We start from the raw sequence: 24,806 nt of genomic DNA, 5'->3' as shown, positions 1-24,806 counted from the left end.
TCGGCGTGGTGGTGCGCGGTCATGCTCCTCGGACTCTCGGCTTGCGGGGAGGGGCAACCGCCGGCGCCCCCGCCGAAGCCGCGCGCCGAGGTGAAGGCGGCGCCGGAGACGAAGGCAGGGCCGACCGACGAGTCGCGGGCCGAGCTCTACTTGCAGGCGAAGGAGCGGCTGGCGGCGCTGCTGCCGGAGGACAAGGACGGACCGCAGCGGCTCGTCGGCGAGCTGGGGCCGGGTCTGCGCGAGATCGCCGACAACGCGAGCGACGTGCCGCTGCGGGCCAACGCGAGCCTGCTGCTGGGGACGCTGCACGAGCGGGCGGGCGATCGCCGGACGGCGATCTCGTTCTATCGCCAGACGATGGCGCTGCTGCCGAACGAGATCGAGCCGCGGCGGGTGCTGGCGCTGGCGCTGGCCGGCGACGGGCAATTCGAGGCGGCCATCCCCGAGCAGGAGGCCGTGATCAAGGACGACCCCGACGACCTCGAGGCGTGGCTGCTGCTCGGCGAGGTCAACGTCAAGGCGGGCCGCACGGACGATGCGACGAAGGCCTACGCGGCCTACGAGATGCGCCGCCGCGGGCTGATCGACGGGCTGACGCTGCAGAACAAGGACGGCACCTACGTGATGCCGGTCGACCAGCGGGCCGCGTGCGCGCGGGCGCTGATCCCGGCGCGCGACAACGGGACGGCGCTGGCGCTGCTCTACGCGCTGTCGCGCGAGCCGGACCCGGTCGTGCGCCAGGCGCTGGCAGAGGCGATGGGCAGCCAGCGGCTGGTCGGCTACAAGGCGCCGCTGACCGAGACTGCTGCCAAGGAGGCGCATCCGGAGGCCAAGGCGGCGATGCTGTGGGCGATCCAGGAGATCGAGCGCGACCCGCTCGAGTCGCGGCCCGGGCCAGCGCCGGTCGAGGGGACCGAGGCCGGGGCGACCGCGCAGGGCGCCGCGGGCGGGGCCGGCGCGAAGGACGGGGCCCCGGGGACAGGTGCGAAGGGACAGGTCCCTCAGGACAGCGCCCCGGGGACAGGTGCGAAGGGACAGGTCCCGCAGGACAGCGCCCCTGGGACAGGTGCGAAGGGACAGGTCCCGCAGGATAGCGCGGCGGGCGACGGCGGGCGCGAGGCGGCCGGGGGCGCGAAGGCGCCGGCGACGAAGCGATGACGCGCGCGCCGGCGTCGCTCGCGGTCGATCACCTGTCGCACCGCTACCCAGGAGCGCCGGCGCCGGCGCTGCGCGACGTGTCGTTCCGCGTGGCGCCGGGGCAGCGCGTGGGGCTTTTGGGCCCGAACGGGGCCGGCAAGTCGACGCTGATGCGGATCGTGTGCGGGTTTCTGCCGGTGCAGGCTAGCGCGACGACGAAGGTCGCGGTGGCCGGGCTGGACGCGGCGTCGCAGTCGCTGCAGGTGCGCGAGCAGGTCGGGTACCTGCCGGAGCAGGTGCCGCTGTACGTGGAGCTGCGGGTGCGTGAGCACCTCGACTTTCGGGCGGCGATCAAGCGGGTGCCCCGCAAGGCGCGGGCCGCCGAAATTCGCCGGGTGGCGGAGCAGACGGGGCTGGCAGAGATGCTCGAGCGGCCGATCGGGCACCTGTCCCGCGGCTATCGCCAGCGGGTCGGGATCGCCGACGCGCTGCTCGGGGCGCCGCCGCTGGTGGTGCTCGACGAGCCGACGGTCGGCCTCGATCCGAACCAGGTGCTCGAGATCCGGGCGATGCTCAAGGCGCTCGGCGGCGGGCAGACGCTGATCTTCTCGTCGCACATCCTGGCGGAGGTCGAGGCGCTGTGTGACCGCGTGGTCGTGCTGGCCCAGGGCCGCTGCGTGGCCGACGAGTCGGTGGCAGAGGCGCTGCGCGCGAGCGAGGTGGTGGTGCGCTGGGACGGGCCGCCCACGCGCGCGGCCGAGGTGCTGGCGCTGGCCGGGGTGGGCGCGGGGCAGATCGAGGGGCCGACGGCCGCGGGCGAAGGTTCGCAGGCGCGGGTCCGCTGCGCGGACGCGGGCGAGGCAGAGGCGCTGGCGGCGGCGATCGGGCGCGCGAGCGTGCAAGCCGGGGTGCCGCCGGTGCGGCTCGAGGTCGGGCGCCGCAGCCTGGAGGAGCGGTTCTACCGGCTGACGAGCGGCGAGTCGGGGCCGGAGTCGGACGCGCGAGGTGAGGCGTGAGCGCGCTCGGGTGGTGGGTCCGCGGGGCCTGGCACGTGGCCCGCAAGGAGCTGCTGTCGCTGTTCGTGACGCCGCTGGCGTACCTGGTGGCGACGCTGTTCCTGCTCAACCAGGGCTACAACTTCGCGCTGCTGCTGCGCGTGCTCAACGACCCGCTGGCGGCGCCGGGGCCGGTGATGCAGTTCTACTTCGGCGGCAGCTTCTTCCTGTTCTGGCTGCCGGTGATCTTCATCTGTGCGGCGCTCAGCATGCGGCTGGTGGCGGAGGAGCGGCGGCTCGGGACGTTGGAGGCGCTGCTGACGGCGCCGCTGTCGCCGGGGCAGCTGATCGCGGGCAAGTTCGGCGGGGCGTATGCGTTCTACGCGGCGCTGTGGCTGCCGACGGCGGCGTTCTACGTGCTGCTGATGGGCGCGGGGGCGCGGCCGGAGGCAGGGCCGGTGCTGGCGGGGTACCTCGGGGTCGGGCTGGTCGGCGCGAGCTTCCTGGCGGTCGGCTTGCTGGCCAGCGCGATCGCCCGCAGCCAGCTGGCGGCGGCGGTGATGACGTTCGTGGTGTGCACGATCGCGGTGATGAGCGGCCTGCTCGAGGGACAGATGCAGTCCGAGGCGGCGAGCCGGGCGATCCAGGCGACGAGCCTTCTGACGATGATGCAGGAGCTGGCGCAGGGCATCGTCGATCCGCGGTGGGCGTACCTGCACCTGGCGGTGACGACGGCGCTGCTGCTGGCGGCGGTGGCGGTGGTGAGCCCGCGGCGGCGCTTCGAGCACGGGCTGCAGGTGGCGCTGGCCGCGTTCACGCTGGCGAACGCGGCGATGCTGGCGAGCCGGCACGCGGAGCGCGGCGACTGGACCGGCGGGCACGTGTACTCGCTCAGCGAGCGCGCGCGCGAGGTGCTGGCAGGGCTGCCGGCGGCGGTCGAGGTGACGGTGATCGTGCCGTCGACGATCGGCGGCGGCCGGCCGAACCCGCTGCAGGCGGAGCTGCGCGAGGTGCTGGCGCGCATGACGACGGCGGCGGCCAACCTGCGGGTGCGCTTCGTCGATCCGGACCGCGATCATCAGGAGGCGAGCGCGGCGATCGCCGACTTCGCGCTGACGGGGCGCGAGCTGGCCGACGGGGTGGTGCTGGTCCGCTCGGGCCAGGGGGCGGGGCTGCGCAAGGCGCATCTGCTGCCGTCGGATCTGGTGTCCTTCGCGACCGGTCCCGACGTGCAGGTGACGGGGCCGCGGGTGAAGGAGTTCCGCGGCGAGGAGGCGCTGCTCGGCAAGTTCCTGGCGGTCACCGATGCGCGGCGGGTGGTGGTGTGCGCGACGCAGGGCCACGGCGAGCCGGCGCTCGACAGCCTCGAGCCGTACAGCGGGTACGCGCACCTGCGTGACCTGTGGAGCGACGCGGGGCTGACGGTGCGGGTCGCCGATCTGTCGGGGCCGGAGGGGCTGACGGGCTGCGACGTGCTGCTGGTCGGCGGGCCGCAAGGGCCGCTGCCGCCCGAGCACGTGAAGGAGGTCGGGCGCTTCATGGCCGGCGGCGGCGACGTGCTGCTGCTGGCGGGGGCGGTGATCCTGCGCGGGAGCAGCGGGCTGGCGCCGAACGGGCTCGAAGAGCTGACGGCGCAGCGAGGCATCCGCTTCGGCGAGCGGGTGGTGGTCGATCCGTCGCCGATGGCCGGGGCGACGCCGTTCCTGGCGTTCACGCTGCAAGAAGGTTGGGGCGACCACCCGGCGACGGCGCGGCTGGTGGGGCAGCCGATCTCGCTGCTGCAGGTGCGCGAGCTGGCGGTCGAGGGGCCGGCGACGACGCTGATCCAGACGAGCGAGCGCGGATGGGCAGAGGCCGACATCCTGGCGTTCACGCGCGGCGAGGCGCCCCGCCTCGACGCGGCGGTCGACCGCGAGGGGCCGGTGCCGATCGCGGCGGCGGCGGAGCTCGGCGGGTCGCGCATGATCGTGGTGGGGTCGGCGGACTTCGCCCTCAACGCGATGCTGCGCGAGGACGTGGTCTACGACCGCGGGCGCGACTTCCTGCTCAACGCGGTCGGCTGGCTCAGCGAGCGTGACGCGCTGCTGGGGCTGCGGCCGCGACCGCGCGAGCACGTCAAGCTGGTGCTGCAGGAGGAGCAGCTGGCGCAGATGGTATGGATGTGCCTGGTCGGGCTGCCAGGCTTCGGGGCGGCGCTCGGGCTGTGGGTGCTGTGGAGGCGGCGGGCATGAAAGGACATGTTGTGAAGGACATGTTCTCTCGGGCAGCTTCGTGGAGGCGGCGGGTATGAAAGGACATGTCGTAAAGGACATGTTCTCGCGGGCAGCTTCGTGGCGGCCGCGGGCGCTGACGCTGGCGCTGACGGCGGCGGCGATCGCCAGCGCGGCGCTGCTGCGGTTCGACCCGTGGGCCGGAGGTCCGGCGGCGCCGATGATCTACAGCGCCCAGTCGGCGGCCCGACGGGTGTTCCCGGGGCTGAGCGAGGCGGAGCTCGAGCGGGCGACGATCACGCTGGCGCAGGCCGGTCAGCCGCCAGTAATCCTGGCGCCGGGGGCCAACGGGCAGCACGCGGTGACGGTGGGCGAGAGCCCGCTGGGGCCGGCGGACGCGGAGGGGCTGGCGGGGCTGTGGAGCTCGCTGCGGATGGCGACGACGCTGCGCGCAGTGGCCGAGGACAGCCCGCTGGGGCCGGCGCGCGGCGAGATCGCGGTCGATGTCGAGGGCCGTCGCCTGGCGGTGACGCTGCACGGGGCGGCGAGCGACGGGGTCGGTGACTACGGGACGATCGCGGACGGCGGGACGTGGGTGATCGAGCCGGAGCTGGGCGCGGCGCTGGCCCAGCCGGCGTCGGCGTGGCTGTCGCGGCGACTGGTGCCGATCGAGGCCAGCGAGGCGGCGGCGGTGCGGGTGGGGCCGCTCGAGCTGGCGCGCGGGGCGGACGCGCTGTGGCGGGTGGTGACGGGGGCGTCGCCGCAGCTGCTGGCGGAGCCGGCGGTGGCGCTGCGGCTCGACCGGATCGTGGCGGCGGAGTTCGAGCCGGCGCCGGCAGAGGCGAGCGAGCTGCCGGTGACGCCATGGCTCGAGGTCCAGGATCGATCGGGCCGGCGCTGGGAGGTCCGACTGGGGCCGCCGTGCCCGGGGCAGCCAGGGCGAGTGGTGGTCGATCGCGGGGCGGGGATCCGCGGCTGCGTGGAGGCCGAGGTCGATGCGCCGTGGCCGATCGACGATCCTGACGGCGGGCTGATCGAGCCGCAGCTGGCGCCGTACGCGTACGGGCGGGTGCTGGCGGTGCAGATGGAGGCGCCGGCGCAGCGGCGGCTGCGGCGTCTGGGCGGCGGCTGGGTGGTGGAGGAGGACGGGGCGCTGCACGAGGTGGCGGAGCCGGAGGTGTTCCGCTGGTGGACGACGCTGCAGCAGGCGCCGGTCGAGCTGCCGGCACAGCCGCTGTCGGGGTTCCGCGCGGAGGTCGACCTGACGATCGAGTCCGACAGCAGTCAGCGGCTGCGGCTGCGCTGCGGGCCGGCCGACGGGGTGCGGCTGGCGTGCCGCCGCGACGAGGCGCCGCCGCTGATCGTGGCGCGCGAGGAGCCGCTGGTGCTGGCGTTCGGCCGCGAGACGTTCGCGGAGCGCAGGCTGCTGTCCTTCGGGGCAGGTGAGGTGCGGGAGCTCGAGATCCTGGCCGGACGAGGCAGCGAGGCGGTGCGCCAGAGCGTGCGCCTCGACCTCGGGGTGTGGCGCCTCGACGCGCCGGTCCACCCCGACGGGGCGGCTGCGCTCGACGAGGTGCGGCTCGAGGCGATGCTGGCGGCGCTGCAGGCAGCCCGCGCCGAGGCGTGGACGGACCGGCCGGTGACGGCGCCGCTGCGGACGATCCGGGTCGAGCGGACGGGCAGCGAGGCGGCGGTGCTGGAGCTGCACCCCGATTGCGTGGGCCACGTGCCGAACCAGCCGCGCGCGGCGCTGCTGGCGAAATCGACGTGTCAGGCGCTGAGCGAGGATCTCCTGTATGCGGATCCGCTGCGCTTCTGGCTGGGTCAGGCGCGCCGGGTGGAGCTGTCCTCAGGGACACGTTCGGCGACGGCGACCCGCGAGGCGATCGAGGAGGCGACGTGGTCGACGTCGGGCGATCCGGCGCTGCTCGCGGGGCTGACGGGCTGGGAGGAGTTCCGGGCGACGCGCCTCATCCAGGGCGAACCACGCGGGGAGCCGATGACAGCGAAGATCCTGCGACCGGGAGCGGCGACGGTGACGGTCGACGTCGGCCCGACGATCGAGGGCTCGCCGGCGTGGGTGCGCCTTCGCGGGGCCGACTGGTACTACGCGGCCGAGGCGGCGCAGCGGCGCTGAGGCGCGTGGCGACGGAGCGCGAGCGGTGCGAGCTGCGTGGCGCGGCTCGCTCGTCCGTCGCTGCCTGCCGGCGCGATGTTCTTCTCGCTGGCCGACCGATCGCTTCGCGCGGTGGCTCGCAGACGCCGGGCTCGAGTCACTCGGCGGCGGCGATCTCGGTGCACTCTTTGCCCTCGGGCATGGTGCAGACCTTGGCGAAATCGAGGCGGAACACGCCGCCGACCTCGACGCACTCCTGCTGACGGGCGCAGTCGTAGAACTCCTTGCACTCGGCGTCGACGTTCTCGCAGAGGTCGGCGTCCTTGTCCTCGGAGCTCGTGTCGCTGCCGTTCTTGGCGTCGCACGCGGCGCGCGTGTCCTTGAACTGCTCGCACGACTCCACCTCGGGCGTGGTGCAGGCTCCGAGGGTGAAGGCAGCTGCGAACGCGAACGCGGTGACGAGGAAGATCTTGTGCACGGTGAGCCTCACTGGACCGGTCTCGGCGAGCGTTGCACGTCTCGCGGCCGCGGAGCAACCGGCAGAACACGAGGGGTGAAGTCGAGCAGGCTGCGGGCGCTCGTCGTGGTCGCAGCGCCCCGATCGATCGAGCGCGATGCGTCGCTCGCATCGACGAGGCGCCGCGAAGACATGGCCTCGCGGGGCACGAAGAAAGCGGCCGCGGCGCGAAGCCGGGGCCGCCTTCGAGGCGAATCAGAGCAGACGTGGGTCTACTCGTCGTCCTCTTCCTCGGGGATCCGGAGGTCTTCGTCGGTGCACTCCTTGTCCTCGGGCTGCTGGCACAGGGTGCGGTAGTTGTCGACCGGGCAGCACTGCTTGCCGCACTCGGGGTCCTGGCTGCGAGGGATGCACGGCTTGCCGCCGATCTTCATGGCCTCGTTCTCGACGCCGAGGACGAACGCCCGGGCGTCGGGGACGCAGGGCAGCGCGGCGGCGCAGTCGTAGAACGCCTTGCACTCCGGGTCGACGTTGTTGCACAGGTCGTAGCTGACCGGCTGGTAGCGGAAGGCGTTGTTGCCGTCGCAGCTGCCGCGGACCTCCCGGAAATTCTCGCACGAGTTGATCTCGGGCGACGTGCAGGCGCCGAGCGCGAAGGCGAGGGAGAAGCTGAACAGCGAGCCCAGGAAGATCTTGTGCACGGCGAGCCTCACTTGCCCTTCTTGTTGCCCTTGTTGACCTTCTCGACCAACTTGCGCTGCTCTTCTTCGACGCGGAGCAGCTCGATCGGGTGCCACGCAGCGGCCTTGGGCGCGATCCAACCTTCGGTGCCGGTGGTCGGGTCGACCGCCTTGTAGTACGTGAAGTCGAGCAGGCCGCGGGCGTCGGCGAACCCCTGGTCGGAGAAGCGCTTGAACTTGCCCTTGAAGGTGTACTGCTTGCCCTTCTCGAACACCACGTCGGGGACTTTCTCCCACCGCTTGGCGTCGTAGTCGGGGATCGTGAAGCGGTACCCGACGACCATCATCGCCCGCTTCTTGCCCTTCTCTTCGGCCTTGTCCGTGATCCAGATGTGCGGCTGCTTGCCGACCGGGCACTTCTCGCCCTCGGGACAGGCGGGCGGCTCGTAGATGTCCTGGACGTAGCCCTTGAGCTCGATCTCCTGGCCAGCGTCGCCGATCTTGACGTTCTCCTCGATCTCCTTGCGGAGGCCGTAGACCGACCAGGCGCCGTCTTCCCACTTCTCGGCCACCTTGCCCTCGTCGAAGTCGGGCGGGGCGGGGAGTTCGAACTTGACGTTGTCGGCGGCCGACGGTCCCTCGTCCTCCTGGGACTTCTTGACCTTGGGGGCAGGCTCGCCTCCGCAGCCCCATGGAGCCATGCAGAGTGCGGTCGTGATCAGGAGCGTAGAAGCAGAGCGGATCATCGGGAGCGTCGTCCTTCGAGCCTTCCCGTGGGGGAAGGCCGACGATTGTGGCTGTATCATGCGCACGCGCGTAGTTTCAAGTGCTCGGGCCGTTTGGTAGACGGTGGGGGTGCAATCGCCGAGCGACGCCCGAGGCCCACGCGCGCAGGTGGCGGCCCCATTCCCGGTCCGCCGCCGAAGACCGAGAGGGCGGGGCATGCTGCCCGTCCTGCGATCCCTGGCGGCGGCGTGCCTCGCGCTCGCGGGGGCCTGCAGCAGTCCTCCCGCGGAGGTGGTCCCCGCCGCGGGTCCGAGCGAAGTCCGCCCGCAGACCCCGGTGATCTCGCCTTCGGCCGAGGACACGGTGGTCGTGGCGGTGCGCCGGCTGCCCGCCAGCCTCGACCCGTTCACGGAGCTCGACCCGTGGGGCCAGCGCGTGGTCGACGACTTGCTGTTCGAGGGCCTGGTCCGGCGCCAGGGGGACAGCGCCCCCTGGATCGAGATGGCGCTCGCGGACCGCTGCGAGGTCGACCACGACCCGGCCGGCCGCGGGGTGGTGTGTCACCTCCGCGAGGGCGCGCAGTTCCACGACGGCTCGGCGGTGACGCGCGAGGACGCGCTGCTCAGCGTGAACCAGTGGCTGGGGTCGCGCGGGCAGGGGCTGCGTCAGCGTCACGGCCTCGACGGGCTGCGCGCGGCGGTGCCGGCGGACGGGCCGCCATCTGGCCCGAAGGACAGCTCGGGTCGGTGGCTGCGGCTGGTGTTCGAGCACGACGATCCGCTGGTGCTCGAGAAGATCGCGGCGATCAAGATCGTGCCGCGCGGACGGGTGGCGCAGCCCGATCAGCCGATCGGCTCGGGGCCGTTCCGCTTCGTCGCCGGCGACGATGTCCACCTGATGCTCGAGCGCACGAGCAAGGCGCCAGGACTGGCAGGGCGGATCGTGCTGCGCGCGATCGACGACGGGGCGGCGGCGCTGACGGCGTTGCGCCGGGCGGAGGTCCACGTGCTGGCCGAGGTGGCGCCGATCCACGTGCCGAAGGAATTGGCGAAGCCGGCGATGGCGGCCCGCTTCGCGGCGTATCTGGTCAGCCCGGCGCGCTTCGACCTGCTCCTCTTTAACCTGCGGGAAGGGCCGCAGTCGGGGCCGCGGATGCGCGCGGCGCTCGACCTCGCGGCCCCGCGCGGCGAGCTGGCGCTGCAGGTCTACGGGCTGCCCGGTCTGCCGCTGACGGCGCCGGTCGATCTCCACGCGCCGGCGCCGATCGATCTGGTGGCGCTGGCCGAGGGCCGCGACGCGGAGGCCGGCCTCGGACCGCTGCTGGCGCGGCCGGCAGCGACGGCCGACGCGAGCGGGCGCGCCGCTGCCGACGCGATCCTCAACGAGCTGGGGTGGATCCACGAGCGCGGCCTGAGGCGCCGGCAGGGCGTGATGCTGCGCCTGCCGCTGACGTGGGACGCGAGCCCGGGCCTGGCGACGGGCGTGGCCCGGGCGCTGCGCGGGGCGTGGAAGCTGCTCGGGGTGCAGGCGCCGAGCGTGACGGCGAGCTGGCCTTATGTACAGGCGAACCTGCTGCGCGGCGGCAAGTTCAGCGTGGCGCTGGCGCGGCTGGCCTCGGGCACCGATGTCGATCTTTACCCGTGGTTCCACAGCCGCGGCGCGCACAACCTGACCGGGGTGGCCGACCAGACGCTGGACGCGGCGATCGACACCTACCGCGCGGCGCTGACCCGCATCGATCGCGATCGGGCGAAGCAGGCGATAGCGACGCGGCTCGGCGAGCTGCGCCCGGCGATCGTGCTGCACGCGCCGCTGGCGGTGACGCTGCTGGCGCGCACGCTGACGGGGGTGCAGTTCGTCGACGATCTGCCGCGGCTCGATCGCCTGGGCTTCGCGCCGGGCCGCACCGACGACGCGTGGATCCACGAGCCGTGACGACGTGAAGGCGCGGTGCGAGGCCCGCTCATGCTCGTGACGTGAGCGACGCTGCGCCGGCGCGGCGACGAGGCCGCACGGCGCGTGCGAGCGACACGCCCGCGTGCGCGCGGCGACGCGTGTCAAAGATTCTGCGATCCGCGGGGCCGGCGACTTCTCGCTCGAGATCGGCGGACGCCAAGCGCGGCGGCCGGGATGCGTTCGGGAATTCGCGGCTGAATCGGCGTCCTACGGGCGTTCTACGCCGATTTGCCGAATTGTTGAGGCGGGTGCGACACGCTGCTACTAGCGAGTCAACACGAGGAGCGCAAGCAAATGGCGACGTGGATCCTGTTCCTACACCTCCTGTTCCCGACCGCGCCGGACGCCGGCGCCGCGCATCAAGACGACGCGGAGGCCGGCCTCCGCTACCGCGGGCTCGAGCAGATGTTCGCCCGCTTCGACGCCGAGGCCGATCAGGCCGGCGATCGCTGAGGGCCTTTACGACATGCTCTTTGGGGCATGTCCTGCGGGCAATGTGCTTTAGAACCTGTACAAGACGCCAGCCGAGCCGAGCAGGTGGGTCTGGTGGCGCGGCAGCGGGGCCTGGCTCCGCGCGGCGGTCTCGCCGGCGAACAAGGGGCCGCTGGCCCGGGTGCGGGCCACGTCGGTGACGACGCCGTAGCCGCGGAGCGAGAAGGTCAGGGCGATGCGACCGAGCAGCAGCTCGAGGTCGGCGCCGACCCGGACGGTGAAGGCGCCGACGATCTGGGTGCCCGCGCGGCCGCCCTCGAGCTCGTAGCGGATCGCGTGCGCGAGGCCGCCGACGCCGGCGTCGAGCGCGAAGTGGCCGATGTCGCCGCGCGCGAGGAAGAGCAGGGCGCCGAACTCGGCCATGAGCAGGTCCTGCGAGATGAGATCGTCGCCGCTGCGGTAGCGCACCGAGCCCGAGCGCACGGCGAGCTCGAGGGCGAGCGGCGGGCGAACGCGAAAGCGCCCCAGCGCGCCGACGCCGCCGGCGGCGACCGAGTTGCCGAGGTAGCGGGCGTCGAGATCGACGACCCGCGGGCGCAGCGGAGGGATCTGCATGCCGACGCCCTCGACGCCGAGCGCCCAGCGCCGCACCGGCACGCGCTCGCTGAGGCGCGGGTGGGCCGGGCGCGCCGGGGTGGCGACCGGAGCGGCGGGGGCCGCGGCGGTGACGGCAGGCCCGGGGGCAGGTCCGCCCGGATCGGGCGAGGCCGAGGGCCCGGCGGCGCGGGCCGGGACGGCGAGGCCGACGGCGAGGATCGCCGACAGGGCCCACGCGCCGCGGGCGGGGATCTCGCGAGCTCGGACCATGCGCGGGCAGGAGCATAGGCGCTCGGGCGCCCCCGGCGGTAGCCCTTCGTGCGGGCCTGCAGGCGATCCGCAGGCCACCGACGCGTCGGTGCGAGGGGCCCCGGCTTTCGCCACAACTTGCGGCGGAGGGCGCGGAGGCGATAGTGAGCAGAGGTGCCGCTTCGCAGCATGACAGGGTTCGGCGCGACCAGCTGTGTCACCGAGATCGCCGGACAACCGATGCGGCTCGGGGTCGAGCTTCGCTCCGTCAATCAGCGCTTCCTCGAGGTGAAGATCCGCCAGCCGTTCGGCGCGGCAGCCGAACACGCGCTGCGGCGCAAGGTCGAGGCGCGACTCCGACGCGGTCGCGTCGACGTCTACGTCCACTTGCAAGCGGCGCTCGGGGCCGCGGCGCTCGGACCCGCGGAGCTCGACCGGGTCGCCGAGGTGCTGGCGCAGGCGCGGCAGATCGAGGTCCACGCGGGCACGATCGGCGGCGGGGCGCTGGCGCCGTTCACCGCGCTCGACGTGCTGCGGCTGCTCGCGGCCCGCAGCGGCGGCGCCGGGGAGGCTCCGAGCAGCGCGCCGGCCGAGCTCGACGACCTCGTCGACCTGGCCCTCGACGGCCTGTGCGCCATGCGCGAGCAGGAAGGCGCGGCCCTCGAGTCGGCCCTGCGCGAGCTCGCCGGGGCGCTCCAGGGCCACGCGGCGGCGCTGCAGACCGCCCGCGCCGGCGAGGCCGAGCGGCTGCTGACGCGCCTGCGCGAGCGGGTCACGGCCCTGTGCGACAAGGCCGGCGTGAGTCCGCCGCCGCCGGAGCGCCTGGCCCAGGAGGTTGCCGCGCTGGTCCAGCGCGGGGACATTGAAGAGGAGCTCGCGCGCATCGACAGCCACCTCGGCCAGCTGCGCGCGACCCTCGACGCCCCGCCGCAGGTCGGGCAGGGCAAGGTCCTGGATTTCCTGGCGCAGGAGCTGTTCCGCGAGCTGACCACGATCGGCAGCAAGATCACGAGCCACACCGGCTCCGCGCTCGTCATCGCCGCCAAGGGAGACGTGGAACGCATTCGTGAGCAGGTTCAGAATGTCGAGTGATTACAAAGGTTTGCTGCTCGTTGTTTCAAGCCCTTCTGGAGCCGGTAAGACGACCCTCTGCCGGCGCCTGCGAGACGAGTTCCCGCAGGTCCAGTTCAGCGTCTCGTATACGACGCGGCCGCCGCGCGCCGGCGAGGTCCACGGGCGCGAGTACTTCTTCGTCGACCACGACGACTTCTCGGCGATGGTCGCGCGCGACGAGTTCGCCGAGTACGCGCTGGTCCACGGCAACAACTACGGGACCTCGGCGCCGCTGGTCCGCGAGGCGCTGGGCAGCGGCACCGACCTGCTGTTCGACATCGATTTTCAGGGCGGGCGCCAGCTGCGGCGCTGCTTCCCGAGCGACGTGGTGCTGGTGTTCATCCTGCCGCCGTCGCTCGGCGAGCTGCAGCGGCGGCTGCAGTCCCGCAACACCGACGCGCCCGAGGTCATCGAGCGCCGCTTGCGGGTCGCCCGCGACGAGCTCAGCCACTACGGCGAGTACGACTACGTGATCGTCAACGACGACCTCGACCGCGCCTACGCGGCCCTGCGCGCGATCTACATCGCCGAGGGCCAGCGCTGCGCCCGCCAGCGCAGCGCCGCCGAGGCGGTGCTGTCGGGCCAACAGGTGCTGGGCATCACCCGCGGTGGCGGCGACAAGGAGGGCGCGTGAGCGAGGTCGTCTGCGACAGGCCGTCCGAGCCGAGCGTGGGCCCCTTGCTGGCCGAGCTGCGCGACCATGGCGTGACCGACACGAGCGCGGTCGAGCAGGCGTTCTCGCTGGCCGAGAAGTGCCACGCCGGTCAGGCGCGCAAGAGCGGCGAGCCGTACCTGACGCACCCGCTGCGGGTCGCGGAGACGATCGCGCGCCTCGGCCTCGACACCAGCAGCGTGATCGCGGCGCTGCTGCACGACGCGGTCGAGGACAGCGACCTCTCGGTGTTCGACCTGACCGAGCAGTTCGGCGGCGAGATCGCCAGCATCGTCGACGGCGTCACCAAGCTCGGCAAGGTGCCGTACCTGTCGCGTCAGGAGCAGCAGGCCGAGAGCTTCCGCAAGATGCTGCTGGCGATGAGCCAGGACATCCGCGTGCTGCTGGTCAAGCTCGCCGACCGGCTCGACAACATGCGGACGCTCGAGCACATGCCGGGCGAGAAGCGCCAGCGGATCGCCCGCGAGACGATGGAGATCTACGCGCCGCTGGCCAACCGGCTCGGCATCCAGTGGATCCGCACCGAGCTGCAGGACCTGTCGTTCCGCTACCTCGAGCCGGCGATCTACGACGGCGTGCAGAGCAAGATCGACGGCCTGTTCGCCGGCGCGCCGGACTTCGTGGCCCGCGGCCTGGCCGAGCTGCAGGCGGCCTTCTTGCCGCCGGCCGGGCCGGTCGCGCCGGCGCCGGTCGACCCGTCCGAGGACGAGCGCGTCGACTGGCCCGAGGGGCTGTTCGGGCGGGCCAGCGTGCGGGCCAGCGTGCGCCGGCCGTACCAGGTCTACCGCCTGTCCGAAGAGCAAGACGAGGGCGTCGACCAGGTCTCGGACCTCGTCACCTTCCACATCATCACCCGCGACCGCGCCGGCTGCTACGCCGCGCTCGGGGTGGTCCACGGCCGCTTCACGCCGGTGCCGGGCCGGTTCCGCGACTACATCGCGCTGCCGCGGCAAAACCACTACCAGGCGCTGCACACCGCGGTGATGGCCCACGGGGTCCGGCTGACGCTGCAGATCCGCAGCGAGAGCATGGACGACGTCGCCGAGAAGGGCATCGTCTCGGAGTGGCGACGCGACCGCGCCGGCTCGAAGGGCTGGCAGAACCTCACCTGGCTCAAGAGCCTGATGGACTGGCAGGGCGAGGTTTCCGACCCGCACGAGTTCATCGCCGCGGTCAAGGCCGACCTGTTCGCCGACGAGGTGTTCGTGTTCACGCCGCAGGGCGACATCCACACCTTCCCGCGCGGGGCGACGCCGATCGACTTCGCGTTCGCGATCCACACCGACCTCGGCAACCACTGCTCGGCCGCGCGGATCAACGGCCACATGGTGCCGCTCCGCTATCAATTGCGGCAGGGCGACACGATCGAGATCATCACCACGCCGAACCCGGCGGTGCGCAAGGAGTGGCTCAAGATGTGCCAGACCTCGCGCGCGCAGGCCCGCATCAAGCAGTACTTGCGGCAGCAGGAGCGCGGCCGCCTGCGCGCGCTCGGCCGCAGCCTGCTCGACACGGAGCTGGCCGGGCGCGGGCGCAAGCTGGCCGAATTCGAGGCACAGGGGCCGCTGGCGGGCCGGATCGCCGACCTCGATCTGCCCAAGGACCTGCGCACCGAGGACGGGCTGTACGAGGCCCTCGGCGCCGGCCAGGTCACGCCGGCGGTGGTCGCCGACGCCCTCGCGCCGGTCGCCGACGAGGACGACAACCTGTTCAAGCGGGTGCTGCGGCGCATGTCGGGCAAGAAGCCGGGGCCCAAGCTGCCGGGCTTCGGCCGCCTGGCCCCGGGGCAAGGTGCGCCGGGATCGCCGCTGATGGTGACGCGCGAGCGCATCGATGCCGGCACCTCCGGGGCGCCGATGATCCAGCTCGCGCCGTGCTGCTCGCCGCTGCCGGGCGATCCGCTGATCGGCTACTTCGTCCCGGGCAAGGGCATCGCGGCCCACGTCGAGGGCTGTCCCGAGGCGCTCGGCCGGATCGCCGAGCGCCGCCTCCACCTGGCCTGGGAGACCGGCCTGGAGATCGACGGGCCGGTCACGCTCGAGGTCCGCACCACCGACACCGTCGGCCTGCTCGCCGAGATGAGCCGGGCCTTCTCGCACCACGGCATCAACATCAAGCAGGCCAACTGCCGCGCCTACGACAGCGGACGGCGCGCCATCAACACCTTCCACACCACCGTCCGCAGCCTCAAGCAGCTGTCGTCGCTGATGGCGACGCTGCGCGACATCACCGGCGTGCTGGCGGTCGAGCGGGTGTTCTCACGCGCCGAATGACCTGGACCGGACGGGCAGGGGGCGGACCGGGCCCTCGTGCCCGCGGTTGACAAGCCCGATAAGCCCGGTTATCCCTCCGCCCTCCCGCAAACAGGACCTCTGATGGCTTCCTTCACAGCAGTCACCAAGCGCAAGCGCGCTCGTCGAAACAAGAACGCTGGCCACGCTCGCAAGATGAAGCTGGGCAAGCACAGCACGCTTTCCGCCACGGAGCTGTTCGCGGCTCTCGGCGAGCCCGGCAAGACGGCGCCCAAGGGCGCTGCGCCGGCGAAGGGTTGAGCCCGGCTCGACCTGTCACAACCAGGCGCACGCCTGCGCGCGAGATCGCCGCGGTGACGCCGCCGATGAGCTTCCACGGGAGTTCGCGGTTCGTCGTGTCCGATCCCCGATTTCGGGGATCGGGCGGATCTGCGAACCGCAACGAACCGTGGGGCCCAGGGGCGGGGTCGCACGGCCTCTCGGTTTTCGTCGCGACTGAACCATGCCAAGGTCGCCCTGGTCGCCGGGCGCCGGGCCCGCTGTGCGCTTGATCAACTACCTAGCAGCGCATAGTCTCGGAGCGCGACTTCCCCCCCTGCTGGAGAACCCATGACGACAGCGACCACCGGCGCGCCAACTCTCTCACCGGGAACAGTGATCGACGGGACATACACCCTCGGCGCGGTGGTGCGGGAGCGCGACGGCAGCGTGAGCTACGAGGCCACGGACCTCGGCGGCAGCCGGGTCGAGGTCACGGTGTACGCGGCCGGGTGCTTCGTCTCGCCGGTGGCGCTCGAGCGCAGCCTCCGCGAGCTGCGGCAGCTCGAGAAGGTCCAGTCGCCGCACATCGTGCGGGTGATCGACACCGGCAAGATGTCGCAGGGCGGCATCTACGAGGTCCACGAGCGCCTCGACGGGGTCCCACTGGCGAACGCCGGCAGCATTGCGCCGGGCGAGGTCGTCGGGATCGTCGAGGATGTCGCCGTCGCGCTGGCGGCCGCGCAGAAGGTCGGGGTGGTGCACCGCAACCTCGGCGCCGCTTCGATCCTGCGCAGCGGCAGCGACGTGCGGCTCTTCAACTTCGCTGTCGGCGACCCCCAGGGCGGCGTCAGCTTCGGCGCCATCGATTGCATCGCGCCCGAGCAGGTCGAGGGCAAGAACATCGACGAGCGCACGCTGGTGTACAACCTCGCGGCGCTGACGTACCGCCTGCTCAAGGGCCAGTCGCTGTTCACGACCGAGGACACCGGCACGGCGCTGCTGCAGCACGCCGCCAGCCTCCCGCCCGAGAGTTCGATGCCCGCGCCGCTGTTCGCGGGCCTGGCGAAGGATCCCAAGGCGCGGCCGGCGCTGACCAAGTTCCTCGGCGATCTTGGCGACATCGTCCGCGACTTCCCGCGTGACCAGCAGGACGACCCTATGCACGACCCCGACGCGCTTGACCCGGATCGCGCGGCCCCCAGCGGGCCGGCTGCCACGCCCACCCCTGAACCGGCCCCGGTCGCCCCGGCGGCCGCCAAGCCGGCGATCGCCGCGCCGCCCAGCGTCGGGCCCAAGCTCGGCGCCCCGCCGCTGCTGGCCCCGCCGTCGATCGGCAAGCCCCCGGGCGTCGCGGCGCCGACCCTTTCGGCCCCGACCTTCGCCCCGCCAGGCGTGAACCCGCCGAGCCTGTCCGCGCCGAACCTCGCAGCGCCGCCGGCCGCGACGCCCAGCGCCAGCGCCGGGGCCCAGACCGCCAAGCCGCGCACGCGCGGCTGGACGATGTTCATGGAGGCGACCGACGGCGAGTCCGGCGGCGCTGCCGCGCCGGGCGTGCCGATGGGCGGCCCGTCGCCCGTCGCGCCGGCCCCGATGGCCGCGCCTGCCTTCGTGGCCGCGCCGACGCCCGCGCCGGCCCCGGTCCAGCCGGCCGCAGCCGCAGCACCGGTCACCCCGACCGGCGAGGTCAAGCCGAGCACGCGCGGCTGGACGATGATCATGGACGAGCCCGAGGCCGACGCGGCCGCGCTGGCCGTCACCACGCCCGCAGCGGCCAGCGCCCCGGCGCCGGCCAGCCCGACCACGCGCGGCTGGACGATGCTCGAGGAGCTCAACGACTCGCTGCCCGGCGCGCCCCCGCCGACGGCCGCCGCTCCGGCGCCCGCGCCCGAGAAGGCCGCCGAACCGGCCGCTGGGGCCGCTGGGGGCGCGCCGAGCTCGCGCGGCTGGACCATGTTCATGGAGGCCGAGCTGCAGGGCAAAGAGGAGCCGAAGGCCGAGCCGCCGGCGACCGATCCCGAGTTCTACGACGGCCAGGTCACCACCGACTCGGGCACCGTCGTCGCCTTCGCCCCGACGGCCGCGGCCCAGCAGGCCCGCCCGCGGGCCAGCGAGCCGGCTGCCGACCTGCCCCCCGGGACAGAGGAGATGACGTCGTTCGGCTCGCGCTTCCGCGGCTCCGACCCCGAGCCGGCGGCGCCCGCCGAGGCCGCGGTCCCGCAGCCGCCGCCCGACCTGCCGAGCTTCGCCGGAAACTCGAGCTTCGATTTCGGCGGCCTCACGGCCCCGCCCAAGCCGCAGTCCGAGCCGGCCAAGCCGACGGTGACCGCCGCCACGCCGGCCAACCCGCCCGAGTCGGTGTTCGCCACCGCCGAGGCGGCCGAGGGCGCGGGCGGCGGCTCCAAGGCGCTGATCATCGTCATCGTCGTGCTGGTGATCGCCGCGGTCGCCGTGCTGGCGCTGACGAGCACCTGAGCCGGCGCGCCGGCGAGGGCAGGGAGCGTCCGGCAGGCACTGCCGGGCGCTCTTCGTGTTTTCGGGCCGCCCAAACCGGCGGTGAGCGAATGGCCCACCGCGAGCGAACGCTTGGCGTCTTGCGGGGCTCGAACCCGGGCCTAGTTCGCCAGCCCCGCCAGCGAAGGACGCGTCCCTTGGAGCATGAAGCGCGAAGGGCCTGTCCTCGCGGACAGGCCCTTCATCACAGGTCCGTTGCGCCATGTCCCCGGGGACATGCTCTCACGGACATGCTCGTTCAGCCAGGCGGGAGCTCAGGCCTGCTCTTCCTCGTCGACGATCTCGGGCATCTGATAGACGTACGTCCGGTCGTGCTGCTGGGCCTCGGCCTCGCCTTCGACCTCGACGTCGCCCTCGCCCTCGCCGGAGTCGACCTCGTGCTCGCCGGCGTCGACATCCGCCTCACCGGCGTCGACATCGGTCTCGACGACTTCCTCGTCGCCGGCGTCGTCCCCCTCGTAGCTGTCGACCACGGTCTCGGTCGCGACCAGCACGGGGCTCGACGCGGGGATGTTGAGGGCGTTGCCCGCCTTCCAGTCCTCGATGGCTCTGCACAGCACGGCGTAGTCGATCATCGGCGGCATGGTAGTCCGCGGGCGTGGCGCCGCGCAACGGGGTCTGCGGGCCCGCAGACCGACCGAACGGGGCCTCGGCCCGGGATCACCCACGGATCGCCCGAGCCGCGCCGCGAGCTCGGGTCCGCGGCCGCGGGGCTACAGCCCGCGCTGAGCGCAGACCTCGCCGAGCTGGGCCGTGACTTGATCGGGGGGCAGGGTGCCGTCGAGGACCACGATCTCGCCGAGGTCACCACGCTCGACGGCGGCGTCGTAGAGGCGGGCCACGCGGCGCTGCAGCTCGAGCGCATCGAACCGCTCGTGGACCGCGGCGCCCTCGGCGGCGCGACGCTGGACGCGGGCGAACGCCACCTCGGCGGGCACGCGGAGGAACACGTAGAGATCGGGCGCCGGGGCCGCTTGATTGATCGTGCGGACCCATTCGAGATCGCAGTCGAGGGACTGGTAGGCCAGCGAGGACAGGAGATAGCGATCGGTGAGCACGACCTGGCCGCGGCGGCGGGCCGGATCGATCTCGTGCGCGATGTGCTCGAGGCGATCCGCGGCGAACAGCAGGGCCAGCGCGGCCGGATCGATCGGCGCGGCGTCGACGTGGAGGCGCTCGCGGATCAGCCTGCCGATCGGGCCGCCGCTGGGCTCGCGGGTCTCGAGCACCTCGTGGCCGCGCTCGCGGAGCCAATGCGCCAGCGCGCGCGTCTGCAGCGTCGTGCCGCTCCCGTCGATCCCCTCGATGGCGATGAAACGTCCGCCTGACTCACGCATCGCCGGCGAATCTAGCAAAAGTCGCGCGCGCCTTGGCGCGTCCGTCTCCGACGCGGATTCCTCGCTCGGGGCGCGGCCGCGTGGCACACTCGCTGCGGCCCAAGGAGTCTTCGCCTGTGAATCAGCACCCGCCGTCCTCTACCGTACCCCTGGGCAGCTCGCAGAACCCCGCCCAGCCGCAGTACGTGCCCGCACAGCTCGGCGTGGCAGTGCAGCTCCCCGGCTCCTCGCAGCCCCACCCGGGCGCGGCGCCGCAGCCAGGCCAGCACCCGCACCCGCAGGCGCAGCATCCGCCGCCGGGCGCCTATCCCCAGGGACAGGTGCCGATGGCCGCCCAGCAGCCCGGGCAGTACCCGCAGCAGGGGCAGTACCCGCAGCAGGGGCAGTACCCGCAGCAGGGGCAGTATCCGCAGGGCGGCTATCCCCAGGGACAGGCGCCGCAGCAGCCGATGCAGCAGCCGCATCACCACCCGCAGTCGGGCCCGGTGCCGCCGCCGCCCGGCAAGGCGCGCATGGACGAGCTGCAGACCGGCGGCTCGCGCACCGTGTTCGAGTTCACCGGCAGCCACGCCAAGCCCGAGGCGGGAGGGCGCACCTTCGTCGGCGGCCTCGACAGCATGCCCGACCTTTCGCGCGAGCGGCCCGAGCGGATGGCCAGCAACCTCAGCCCCGGCATGCCGTCGTGGTTGATCGTGCTGTTCGCCGTGGTCGTGCTCGGCGGCGGCGCGGCCTATGCCGCGTTCCTGGGCAATAGCGCGTCCGAGGAGACGGCCAACGCCGCGCCCGTCGAGACCGCGCCGCCCGCGACGCCGACGCCGGTCGCCGCCGGGACGCCGCCGGTGGTCGATCCCGCGACCGGCACGCCGCCTGCCGCGGGCGTGCCCCCGGCCGTCGGCACGCCGCCGGCGACCACGCCGCCCGCCGGCACGCCGCCTGCCACCACGCCGGCGACCACGCCGCCGGCGACCACGCCGCCGGCGACCACGCCGCCGGCGACCACGCCGACGCCCGAGCCGGCCAAGACGACGCCGAAGAAGACGACGACGCCGAAGAAGACCACGCCGAAGCCCGAGCCGCCCAAGGAAGAGCCGAAGAAGACCATCAAGCCGAGCAAGCCGCCGCGCGAGGGTCTGGGCGACCTGCCGCCGCCGCCCAAGTGATCTGGCCCCGGCGAGCGCGTGATGTCTGAAGAGCCCTGTCCCGACGGACAGGGCTCTTCGCGCATGTCCTCACGGACAGCTTACGCCGAGCGACCGACGGCCCCGGTGGCCGCCAGAGGATGTCTCCACGGACATGCCCCGTAGGACATGTCTCTTCAGACCTGCCCCTGGCGACCTGTCCGCTCAGACACCCGGTTCGGCGCGGGCGATCAGGACCTCGTCGTCGCCGCCGGGGTCGACCTCGGTGCGGCGATCGGGGGACGGCTCCAGGCCCTTGCGCACGCGCACCACGCTGCCGGGGTGCTCGCCGTGCTCGTAGGCCGTCATCCAGCCGGGCGGCAGGTGCGGGCCGGTCTTCTCGAACACGTAGCGGGCGTCGCGGGGCGACAGGTTGACGCAGCCGTGGCTCTTGCGGTGGCCGAAGCCGTCGTGCCAGTACGCGCCGTGCAGGGCGAAGCGGCGGTAGAAGTACTGCACCCACGGCACGGCCTCGACGTGGTACGGCGAGTCCTCGGCGTCCTCGGCGCGGTTGCGCATCGGCCCGTAGGCCAGCTTGTTGCGGATCCGGTACACGCCGCGCGGCGTCGCGGTGTTGGGCTTGTGGCCGGTGCCGCTCGACACCAGGGTCACGAACAGCGGCTGCTGCCCGCGCATCACCGCGAGCGTCTGCTGGCCGACGTCGACGTCGACCCACGTCTCGTCGTCGCGGATGTCGCTCAGCGCCGGGCCGGCGACCCACAGCCGCAGCTTGTCGGCCTCGACCCACGCCGACTCGCCGGGGCCGAAATGCTCGGGGATCTCGAGCCAGCGGGCCCCGCCGCCGCGCTGCGGCTCGGGCTTCACGTCGAGCGCGAGGTGGTACTCGAGCGGGCCCTCGATCGCGGCCTTGAGGCTCGGCTGGCGCCGCAGCACCGCCTCGCGGGAGATGACCCACGCCGCGGCGAGGCCGGCGGGGATCGGGCGGACGGCCAGCTCGCGGCCGGTGAACTCGCTCGGCTTCTCGAACTTCAGGCCGTCGAGCGGGACCACCTGCTCGTTCTCGTCGAGCATCACCTTGCCGTGGCCGGGGATCTGGATCTCCTCGACGAACGCGTACTGGTGATTGGCGGCCAGGATCTCGAGCGGCTCGGCGCCCTGGGTCAGGGCGAACTTGCTCTTGAAGCGGGGCACCTCGACCAGCAAGTTGCCGTGACGGTCGGCCCTCGGCTTGGCGTAGATGAAGGGCACCAGCAGGCCCTCGGGGATCAGCGGTTGCAGCGCTGGCGCGCGCTCGTCGGCGATCGCGTTCTTGAGGCAGACGAAGCCCTGGTGATCGACGCGGGCCCAGCCCTCGCCGGGGCAATCTGTCCCTTCGACCAGCTCGTAGATGGCGAAGGTGCTGCCGCCGTCGATGCGGCCGCGCATGTCGCTGCCGTGGCGCGGGGCGGCGTAGGCGATGATGGTCCGCCCGGCCCCGCGGATGCCGAGCGGGAGCGGCCGCAGCGCGACCTCGGGCTTCGTCGCGGGCGGAGCTTCACCGGGTTCGGCGGCCGCGATCGGCGGCAGCAGGACGTCGTCGGCGTCGACCTCGAGCTCGTCGTCGGCGTGCGCGGCCTCGCGGGCGGCCTGCGGCAGGGGCACCGCGACGTACGCGTCCTCGACGTCCTCCTCGTCGCAGCTGGGCCCGAGCGTGAGCAGGGCGGCGGTGGGACCGAGCGGCAAGGCGAAGCCGGCGAGGGCGGCCAGCCAGGCGGGGCGTGAGGTTCGTACGCGGGGGACGGACATGATCGGGCCGGTGGTTGTGCCAAGCTCTTCGGAAGTGCAGAGCTTCTCAGGGACTTCCGAGTACATCGTCTCCCCCGAACTGGCGCGCGCGGTCGACGTGTCCGTCGCGCTCGGCCGGCCGCTGCTCGTCAAGGGCGAGCCCGGCACCGGGAAGACGCTTCTGGCGCGAGATATCGCCAATTTCTTCGAGTGTCCACTGGAGCGCTGGCATGTCAAATCGACGACGAAAGCCGTCGATGGACTGTATCAGTACGACGCGGTACGCCGCCTGCACGACTCGCGGTTCGGCGACGGTGATGTGCGCGACATCTCTCGCTACATCAGCATGGGGCCGCTCGGCCGCGCGTTCGCCAGCGAGCGGCGGGTGGTGGTCCTCATCGACGAGATCGACAAGGCCGACCTCGAGTTTCCGAACGACCTGCTCCATGAGCTCGACGCGATGGAGTTCACCATCCCCGAGACCGGCGCCATCGTCGCGGCCCGTCAGCGGCCGATCGTGATCATCACCAGCAACAACGAAAAGGAGATGCCCGACGCCTTCTTGCGCCGGTGCGTGTTCCACTGGATCGAGTTCCCGGACAAGGCGCTCATGACGCGGATCGTCCGCGTGCACCACCCGGACGTCGAGGACAAGCTGCTCGCCGGCGCGCTCGAGGCGTTTTACACCCTGCGGGCCGTCGAGGGCCTGCGCAAGCCGCCGAGCACCAGCGAGCTCATCGACTGGCTCTCGGCGCTGCGCCTGTCGGGCATGGACCCCGCCAAGCTCCTGGGAGCGAAGATCCCCTTCCTCGGCACCCTGCTCAAGAAGGAGCAGGACATCGAAAACGTCGGCCGTCGCCTGAAGGCGAGGACTGGGTCCTGAGGCCATGTTCGCGACCCCCTACCAATCGCCCGGCGGGGCGCTGTTCCTCGAGTTCTTCTACGCGCTGCGCTCGCGCGGCGTGCCGGTCAGCACGCACAACTGGCTGGCGCTGATCGACGCGCTGTCGCGCGGGCTGCATCAGAACTCGCTCGACGGCTTCTACCAGGTCGCGCGCTGCCTGCTGGTCTCGTCCGAGGTCCACTACGACGACTTCGACCGCGTGTTCGGCGAGGTCTTCCGCGGCGTCGAGGCCGACCTCCGCGGCCTGCTCGCGGGGCTCGAGGCGTGGTTGCAGGATCCAAAGGCGCTCGGCGAGCTCGACGAGGCGACCCGCGCCGCGCTGCAGAGCCTCGACCTCGAGACCCTGCGGCAGGAGCTGCTGGATCGGCTCAAGCGGCAGAAGGAGCGCCACGACGGCGGCAACACGTGGGTCGGCACCGGCGGCACCTCGCCGTTCGGCCAGGGCGGGCAGAACCCGGCCGGGATCCGCGTGGGCGGGCAGGGCGGCGGGCGCTCGGCGCTGGCCGTGGCCGACGCGCGCCGGTTCCAGGAGTTCCGCAAGGACGTCGTGCTCGACACCCGCCAGATCGCCGCGGCCCTGCGGCGCCTGCGTCGACTGTCGCGCGAGGACGGCAAGCTCGAGCTCGACCTCGACGAGACCATCGACGCGACCGCGCGCAACTGCGGCGACATCGAGGTCGTGCTGACGCCCGAGCGCCACAGCCAGGTGCGGACGATGCTGCTGCTCGACGTCGGCGGCAGCATGGACCCGCACGCGCACCTGGTCTCGCGCCTGTTCAGCGCGGCCCACCAGGGCGGCCGCTTCAAGGAGCTGCGCTCGTACTACTTTCACAACTGCGTGTACGGCCGCGTCTACGAGGACGCCCAGTTCCGCAAGCCGGTGCTCACCAGCAACCTGCTGCGCGAGCTCGACCACAAGTGGACGGTGATCCTGGTCGGCGACGCGTACATGCACCCGGGCGAGCTGACGATGACGAGCGGCGACTGGTGGGAGTCGAACCGCGGCCCCTCGGGCCTGTCGTGGCTGGCGCGGCTCGCCGACCGCTTCCCGCGCTCGGTGTGGCTCAACCCGGAGCAGCCGAGCCTGTGGCGCTCGGGCACCATCGCCGAGATCGCGCGGGTGTTCCCGATGTTCCAGCTGACGCTGTCGGGCCTCGACGACATGGTCAAGTTCCTGCGCCGGCCTTCCGTCAGCGCCGAGCGGCGGGCGCTGATCCAGCGGCTCGCGCGCGCGGCCTGAAGCGGTCCGCGAGGGCGCCGACCGCTTCGCCTGGAGGACAGGCGAGGGCGGTGTGCC

21 protein-coding genes are annotated in these 24,806 nt (G+C 72.8%); 14 read left to right on the top strand and 7 right to left on the bottom strand.

The window, feature by feature from the left end:
* The first annotated feature begins 21 nt into the window (after positions 1–21).
* The 4 genes from POL25_RS24845 (at position 22) to POL25_RS24830 (ending at position 6,479) form a co-directional block, all read left to right on the top strand.
* The gene (locus tag POL25_RS24845) at positions 22–1,158 is read left to right on the top strand and encodes a tetratricopeptide repeat protein (protein WP_272088641.1); all 1,137 of its coding nucleotides are present in this window, start codon (positions 22–24) and stop codon (positions 1,156–1,158) included.
* A complete protein-coding gene (locus POL25_RS24840; RefSeq protein ID WP_272088640.1) occupies positions 1,155–2,153 on the top strand; it encodes an ABC transporter ATP-binding protein in 999 nt (332 codons plus the stop codon). The genes POL25_RS24845 and POL25_RS24840 overlap by 4 nt, the downstream gene beginning before the upstream one ends.
* Positions 2,150–4,363, top strand: coding sequence for a Gldg family protein (locus POL25_RS24835; protein WP_272088639.1), 2,214 nt, complete (start codon positions 2,150–2,152; stop codon positions 4,361–4,363). The genes POL25_RS24840 and POL25_RS24835 overlap by 4 nt, the downstream gene beginning before the upstream one ends.
* A gap of 79 nt (positions 4,364–4,442) precedes the next feature.
* Positions 4,443–6,479 (top strand): hypothetical protein, encoded by a 2,037-nt coding sequence (locus tag POL25_RS24830; protein ID WP_272088638.1) that lies wholly within the window; start codon positions 4,443–4,445, stop codon positions 6,477–6,479.
* Between the two features lie 136 nt (positions 6,480–6,615).
* On the opposite strand, the gene POL25_RS24825 is transcribed toward POL25_RS24830, so the two are convergent.
* From POL25_RS24825 to POL25_RS24815, 3 genes are all read right to left on the bottom strand, one after another.
* Positions 6,616–6,936: a hypothetical protein gene (locus tag POL25_RS24825; RefSeq protein WP_272088637.1), complete on the bottom strand. Its 321-nt coding sequence runs from the start codon at positions 6,934–6,936 to the stop codon at positions 6,616–6,618.
* Between the two features lie 251 nt (positions 6,937–7,187).
* Positions 7,188–7,616 (bottom strand): hypothetical protein, encoded by a 429-nt coding sequence (locus POL25_RS24820; RefSeq protein ID WP_272088636.1) that lies wholly within the window; start codon positions 7,614–7,616, stop codon positions 7,188–7,190.
* An 8-nt stretch (positions 7,617–7,624) separates the two neighbouring features.
* On the bottom strand, positions 7,625–8,296 hold the full coding sequence (locus POL25_RS24815; RefSeq protein ID WP_272088635.1) for a hypothetical protein: 672 nt from the start codon (positions 8,294–8,296) through the stop codon (positions 7,625–7,627).
* Between the two features lie 241 nt (positions 8,297–8,537).
* On the opposite strand from POL25_RS24815, the gene POL25_RS24810 reads away from it, so the two are divergent.
* Together POL25_RS24810 and POL25_RS24805 are read left to right on the top strand one after the other, a co-directional pair.
* Positions 8,538–10,256: an ABC transporter substrate-binding protein gene (locus tag POL25_RS24810; RefSeq protein ID WP_272088634.1), complete on the top strand. Its 1,719-nt coding sequence runs from the start codon at positions 8,538–8,540 to the stop codon at positions 10,254–10,256.
* A 315-nt stretch (positions 10,257–10,571) separates the two neighbouring features.
* A complete protein-coding gene (locus POL25_RS24805; RefSeq protein WP_272088633.1) occupies positions 10,572–10,730 on the top strand; it encodes a hypothetical protein in 159 nt (52 codons plus the stop codon).
* Between the two features lie 48 nt (positions 10,731–10,778).
* Here the strand turns inward: POL25_RS24805 and POL25_RS24800 are convergent, their stop codons facing one another.
* On the bottom strand, positions 10,779–11,576 hold the full coding sequence (locus POL25_RS24800; RefSeq protein WP_272088632.1) for a hypothetical protein: 798 nt from the start codon (positions 11,574–11,576) through the stop codon (positions 10,779–10,781).
* Between the two features lie 168 nt (positions 11,577–11,744).
* Between POL25_RS24800 and POL25_RS24795 the strand changes: the two genes are divergently transcribed.
* The 5 genes from POL25_RS24795 to POL25_RS24775 all read left to right on the top strand — a co-directional run bounded on the left by POL25_RS24795 (position 11,745) and on the right by POL25_RS24775 (position 18,326).
* Positions 11,745–12,647, top strand: a complete 903-nt coding sequence (locus POL25_RS24795) for an endoribonuclease YicC domain-containing protein (RefSeq protein ID WP_272088631.1) — start codon at positions 11,745–11,747, stop codon at positions 12,645–12,647.
* Positions 12,637–13,302 carry a guanylate kinase gene (gene gmk / locus POL25_RS24790; RefSeq protein WP_272088793.1) on the top strand — a complete coding sequence of 222 codons (666 nt, stop codon included), beginning with the start codon at positions 12,637–12,639 and terminating at the stop codon, positions 13,300–13,302. The genes POL25_RS24795 and gmk overlap by 11 nt, the downstream gene beginning before the upstream one ends.
* On the top strand, positions 13,299–15,614 hold the full coding sequence (locus POL25_RS24785) for a RelA/SpoT family protein (RefSeq protein ID WP_272088630.1): 2,316 nt from the start codon (positions 13,299–13,301) through the stop codon (positions 15,612–15,614). Before gmk ends, POL25_RS24785 begins: the two co-directional genes overlap by 4 nt.
* A gap of 102 nt (positions 15,615–15,716) precedes the next feature.
* Positions 15,717–15,893, top strand: coding sequence for a hypothetical protein (locus POL25_RS24780; RefSeq protein ID WP_272088629.1), 177 nt, complete (start codon positions 15,717–15,719; stop codon positions 15,891–15,893).
* Between the two features lie 309 nt (positions 15,894–16,202).
* A complete protein-coding gene (locus tag POL25_RS24775) occupies positions 16,203–18,326 on the top strand; it encodes a serine/threonine protein kinase (protein WP_272088628.1) in 2,124 nt (707 codons plus the stop codon).
* Between the two features lie 293 nt (positions 18,327–18,619).
* On the opposite strand, the gene POL25_RS24770 is transcribed toward POL25_RS24775, so the two are convergent.
* Together POL25_RS24770 and tmk are read right to left on the bottom strand one after the other, a co-directional pair.
* Positions 18,620–18,940, bottom strand: a complete 321-nt coding sequence (locus POL25_RS24770; protein ID WP_272088627.1) for a hypothetical protein — start codon at positions 18,938–18,940, stop codon at positions 18,620–18,622.
* Positions 18,941–19,078: 138 nt separating this feature from the next.
* Positions 19,079–19,702 carry a dTMP kinase gene (gene tmk / locus POL25_RS24765; RefSeq protein WP_272088626.1) on the bottom strand — a complete coding sequence of 208 codons (624 nt, stop codon included), beginning with the start codon at positions 19,700–19,702 and terminating at the stop codon, positions 19,079–19,081.
* A 116-nt stretch (positions 19,703–19,818) separates the two neighbouring features.
* Between tmk and POL25_RS24760 the strand changes: the two genes are divergently transcribed.
* Positions 19,819–20,862 carry a flagellar basal body-associated FliL family protein gene (locus POL25_RS24760; RefSeq protein WP_272088625.1) on the top strand — a complete coding sequence of 348 codons (1,044 nt, stop codon included), beginning with the start codon at positions 19,819–19,821 and terminating at the stop codon, positions 20,860–20,862.
* Between the two features lie 183 nt (positions 20,863–21,045).
* Here POL25_RS24760 and POL25_RS24755 read toward each other — a convergent pair whose 3' ends face one another.
* The gene (locus POL25_RS24755; RefSeq protein WP_272088624.1) at positions 21,046–22,626 is read right to left on the bottom strand and encodes a L,D-transpeptidase; all 1,581 of its coding nucleotides are present in this window, start codon (positions 22,624–22,626) and stop codon (positions 21,046–21,048) included.
* On the opposite strand from POL25_RS24755, the gene POL25_RS24750 reads away from it, so the two are divergent.
* Positions 22,625–23,488, top strand: coding sequence for an AAA family ATPase (locus POL25_RS24750; RefSeq protein WP_373372106.1), 864 nt, complete (start codon positions 22,625–22,627; stop codon positions 23,486–23,488). The genes POL25_RS24755 and POL25_RS24750 overlap by 2 nt on opposite strands.
* Before the next feature lie 4 nt (positions 23,489–23,492).
* On the top strand, positions 23,493–24,749 hold the full coding sequence (locus POL25_RS24745) for a vWA domain-containing protein (RefSeq protein WP_272088622.1): 1,257 nt from the start codon (positions 23,493–23,495) through the stop codon (positions 24,747–24,749).
* Positions 24,750–24,806: the final 57 nt, after the last annotated feature.

Source organism: Nannocystis bainbridge, from assembly GCF_028368995.1.
Classification (GTDB): Bacteria; Myxococcota_A; Polyangia; order Nannocystales; family Nannocystaceae; genus Nannocystis; species Nannocystis bainbridge.
The sequence above is the reverse complement of the archived record's forward strand: the minus strand, read 5'-3'. Positions and strand labels throughout refer to the sequence as shown.

Coding starts and splice junctions, on each gene's coding strand:
- POL25_RS24845 (WP_272088641.1), top strand. CDS start 22: ATGCTCCTCGGACTCTCGGCTTGCGGGGAGGGGCAACCGCCGGCGCCC.
- POL25_RS24840 (WP_272088640.1), top strand. CDS start 1,155: ATGACGCGCGCGCCGGCGTCGCTCGCGGTCGATCACCTGTCGCACCGC.
- POL25_RS24830 (WP_272088638.1), top strand. CDS start 4,443: ATGTTCTCGCGGGCAGCTTCGTGGCGGCCGCGGGCGCTGACGCTGGCG.
- POL25_RS24815 (WP_272088635.1), bottom strand. CDS start 8,296: ATGGCTCCATGGGGCTGCGGAGGCGAGCCTGCCCCCAAGGTCAAGAAG.
- POL25_RS24810 (WP_272088634.1), top strand. CDS start 8,538: ATGCTGCCCGTCCTGCGATCCCTGGCGGCGGCGTGCCTCGCGCTCGCG.
- POL25_RS24805 (WP_272088633.1), top strand. CDS start 10,572: ATGGCGACGTGGATCCTGTTCCTACACCTCCTGTTCCCGACCGCGCCG.
- POL25_RS24800 (WP_272088632.1), bottom strand. CDS start 11,576: ATGGTCCGAGCTCGCGAGATCCCCGCCCGCGGCGCGTGGGCCCTGTCG.
- POL25_RS24795 (WP_272088631.1), top strand. CDS start 11,745: ATGACAGGGTTCGGCGCGACCAGCTGTGTCACCGAGATCGCCGGACAA.
- gmk (WP_272088793.1), top strand. CDS start 12,637: ATGTCGAGTGATTACAAAGGTTTGCTGCTCGTTGTTTCAAGCCCTTCT.
- POL25_RS24780 (WP_272088629.1), top strand. CDS start 15,717: ATGGCTTCCTTCACAGCAGTCACCAAGCGCAAGCGCGCTCGTCGAAAC.
- POL25_RS24775 (WP_272088628.1), top strand. CDS start 16,203: ATGACGACAGCGACCACCGGCGCGCCAACTCTCTCACCGGGAACAGTG.
- POL25_RS24770 (WP_272088627.1), bottom strand. CDS start 18,940: ATGATCGACTACGCCGTGCTGTGCAGAGCCATCGAGGACTGGAAGGCG.
- tmk (WP_272088626.1), bottom strand. CDS start 19,702: ATGCGTGAGTCAGGCGGACGTTTCATCGCCATCGAGGGGATCGACGGG.
- POL25_RS24750 (WP_373372106.1), top strand. CDS start 22,625: ATGATCGGGCCGGTGGTTGTGCCAAGCTCTTCGGAAGTGCAGAGCTTC.
- POL25_RS24755 (WP_272088624.1), bottom strand. CDS start 22,626: ATGTCCGTCCCCCGCGTACGAACCTCACGCCCCGCCTGGCTGGCCGCC.
- POL25_RS24745 (WP_272088622.1), top strand. CDS start 23,493: ATGTTCGCGACCCCCTACCAATCGCCCGGCGGGGCGCTGTTCCTCGAG.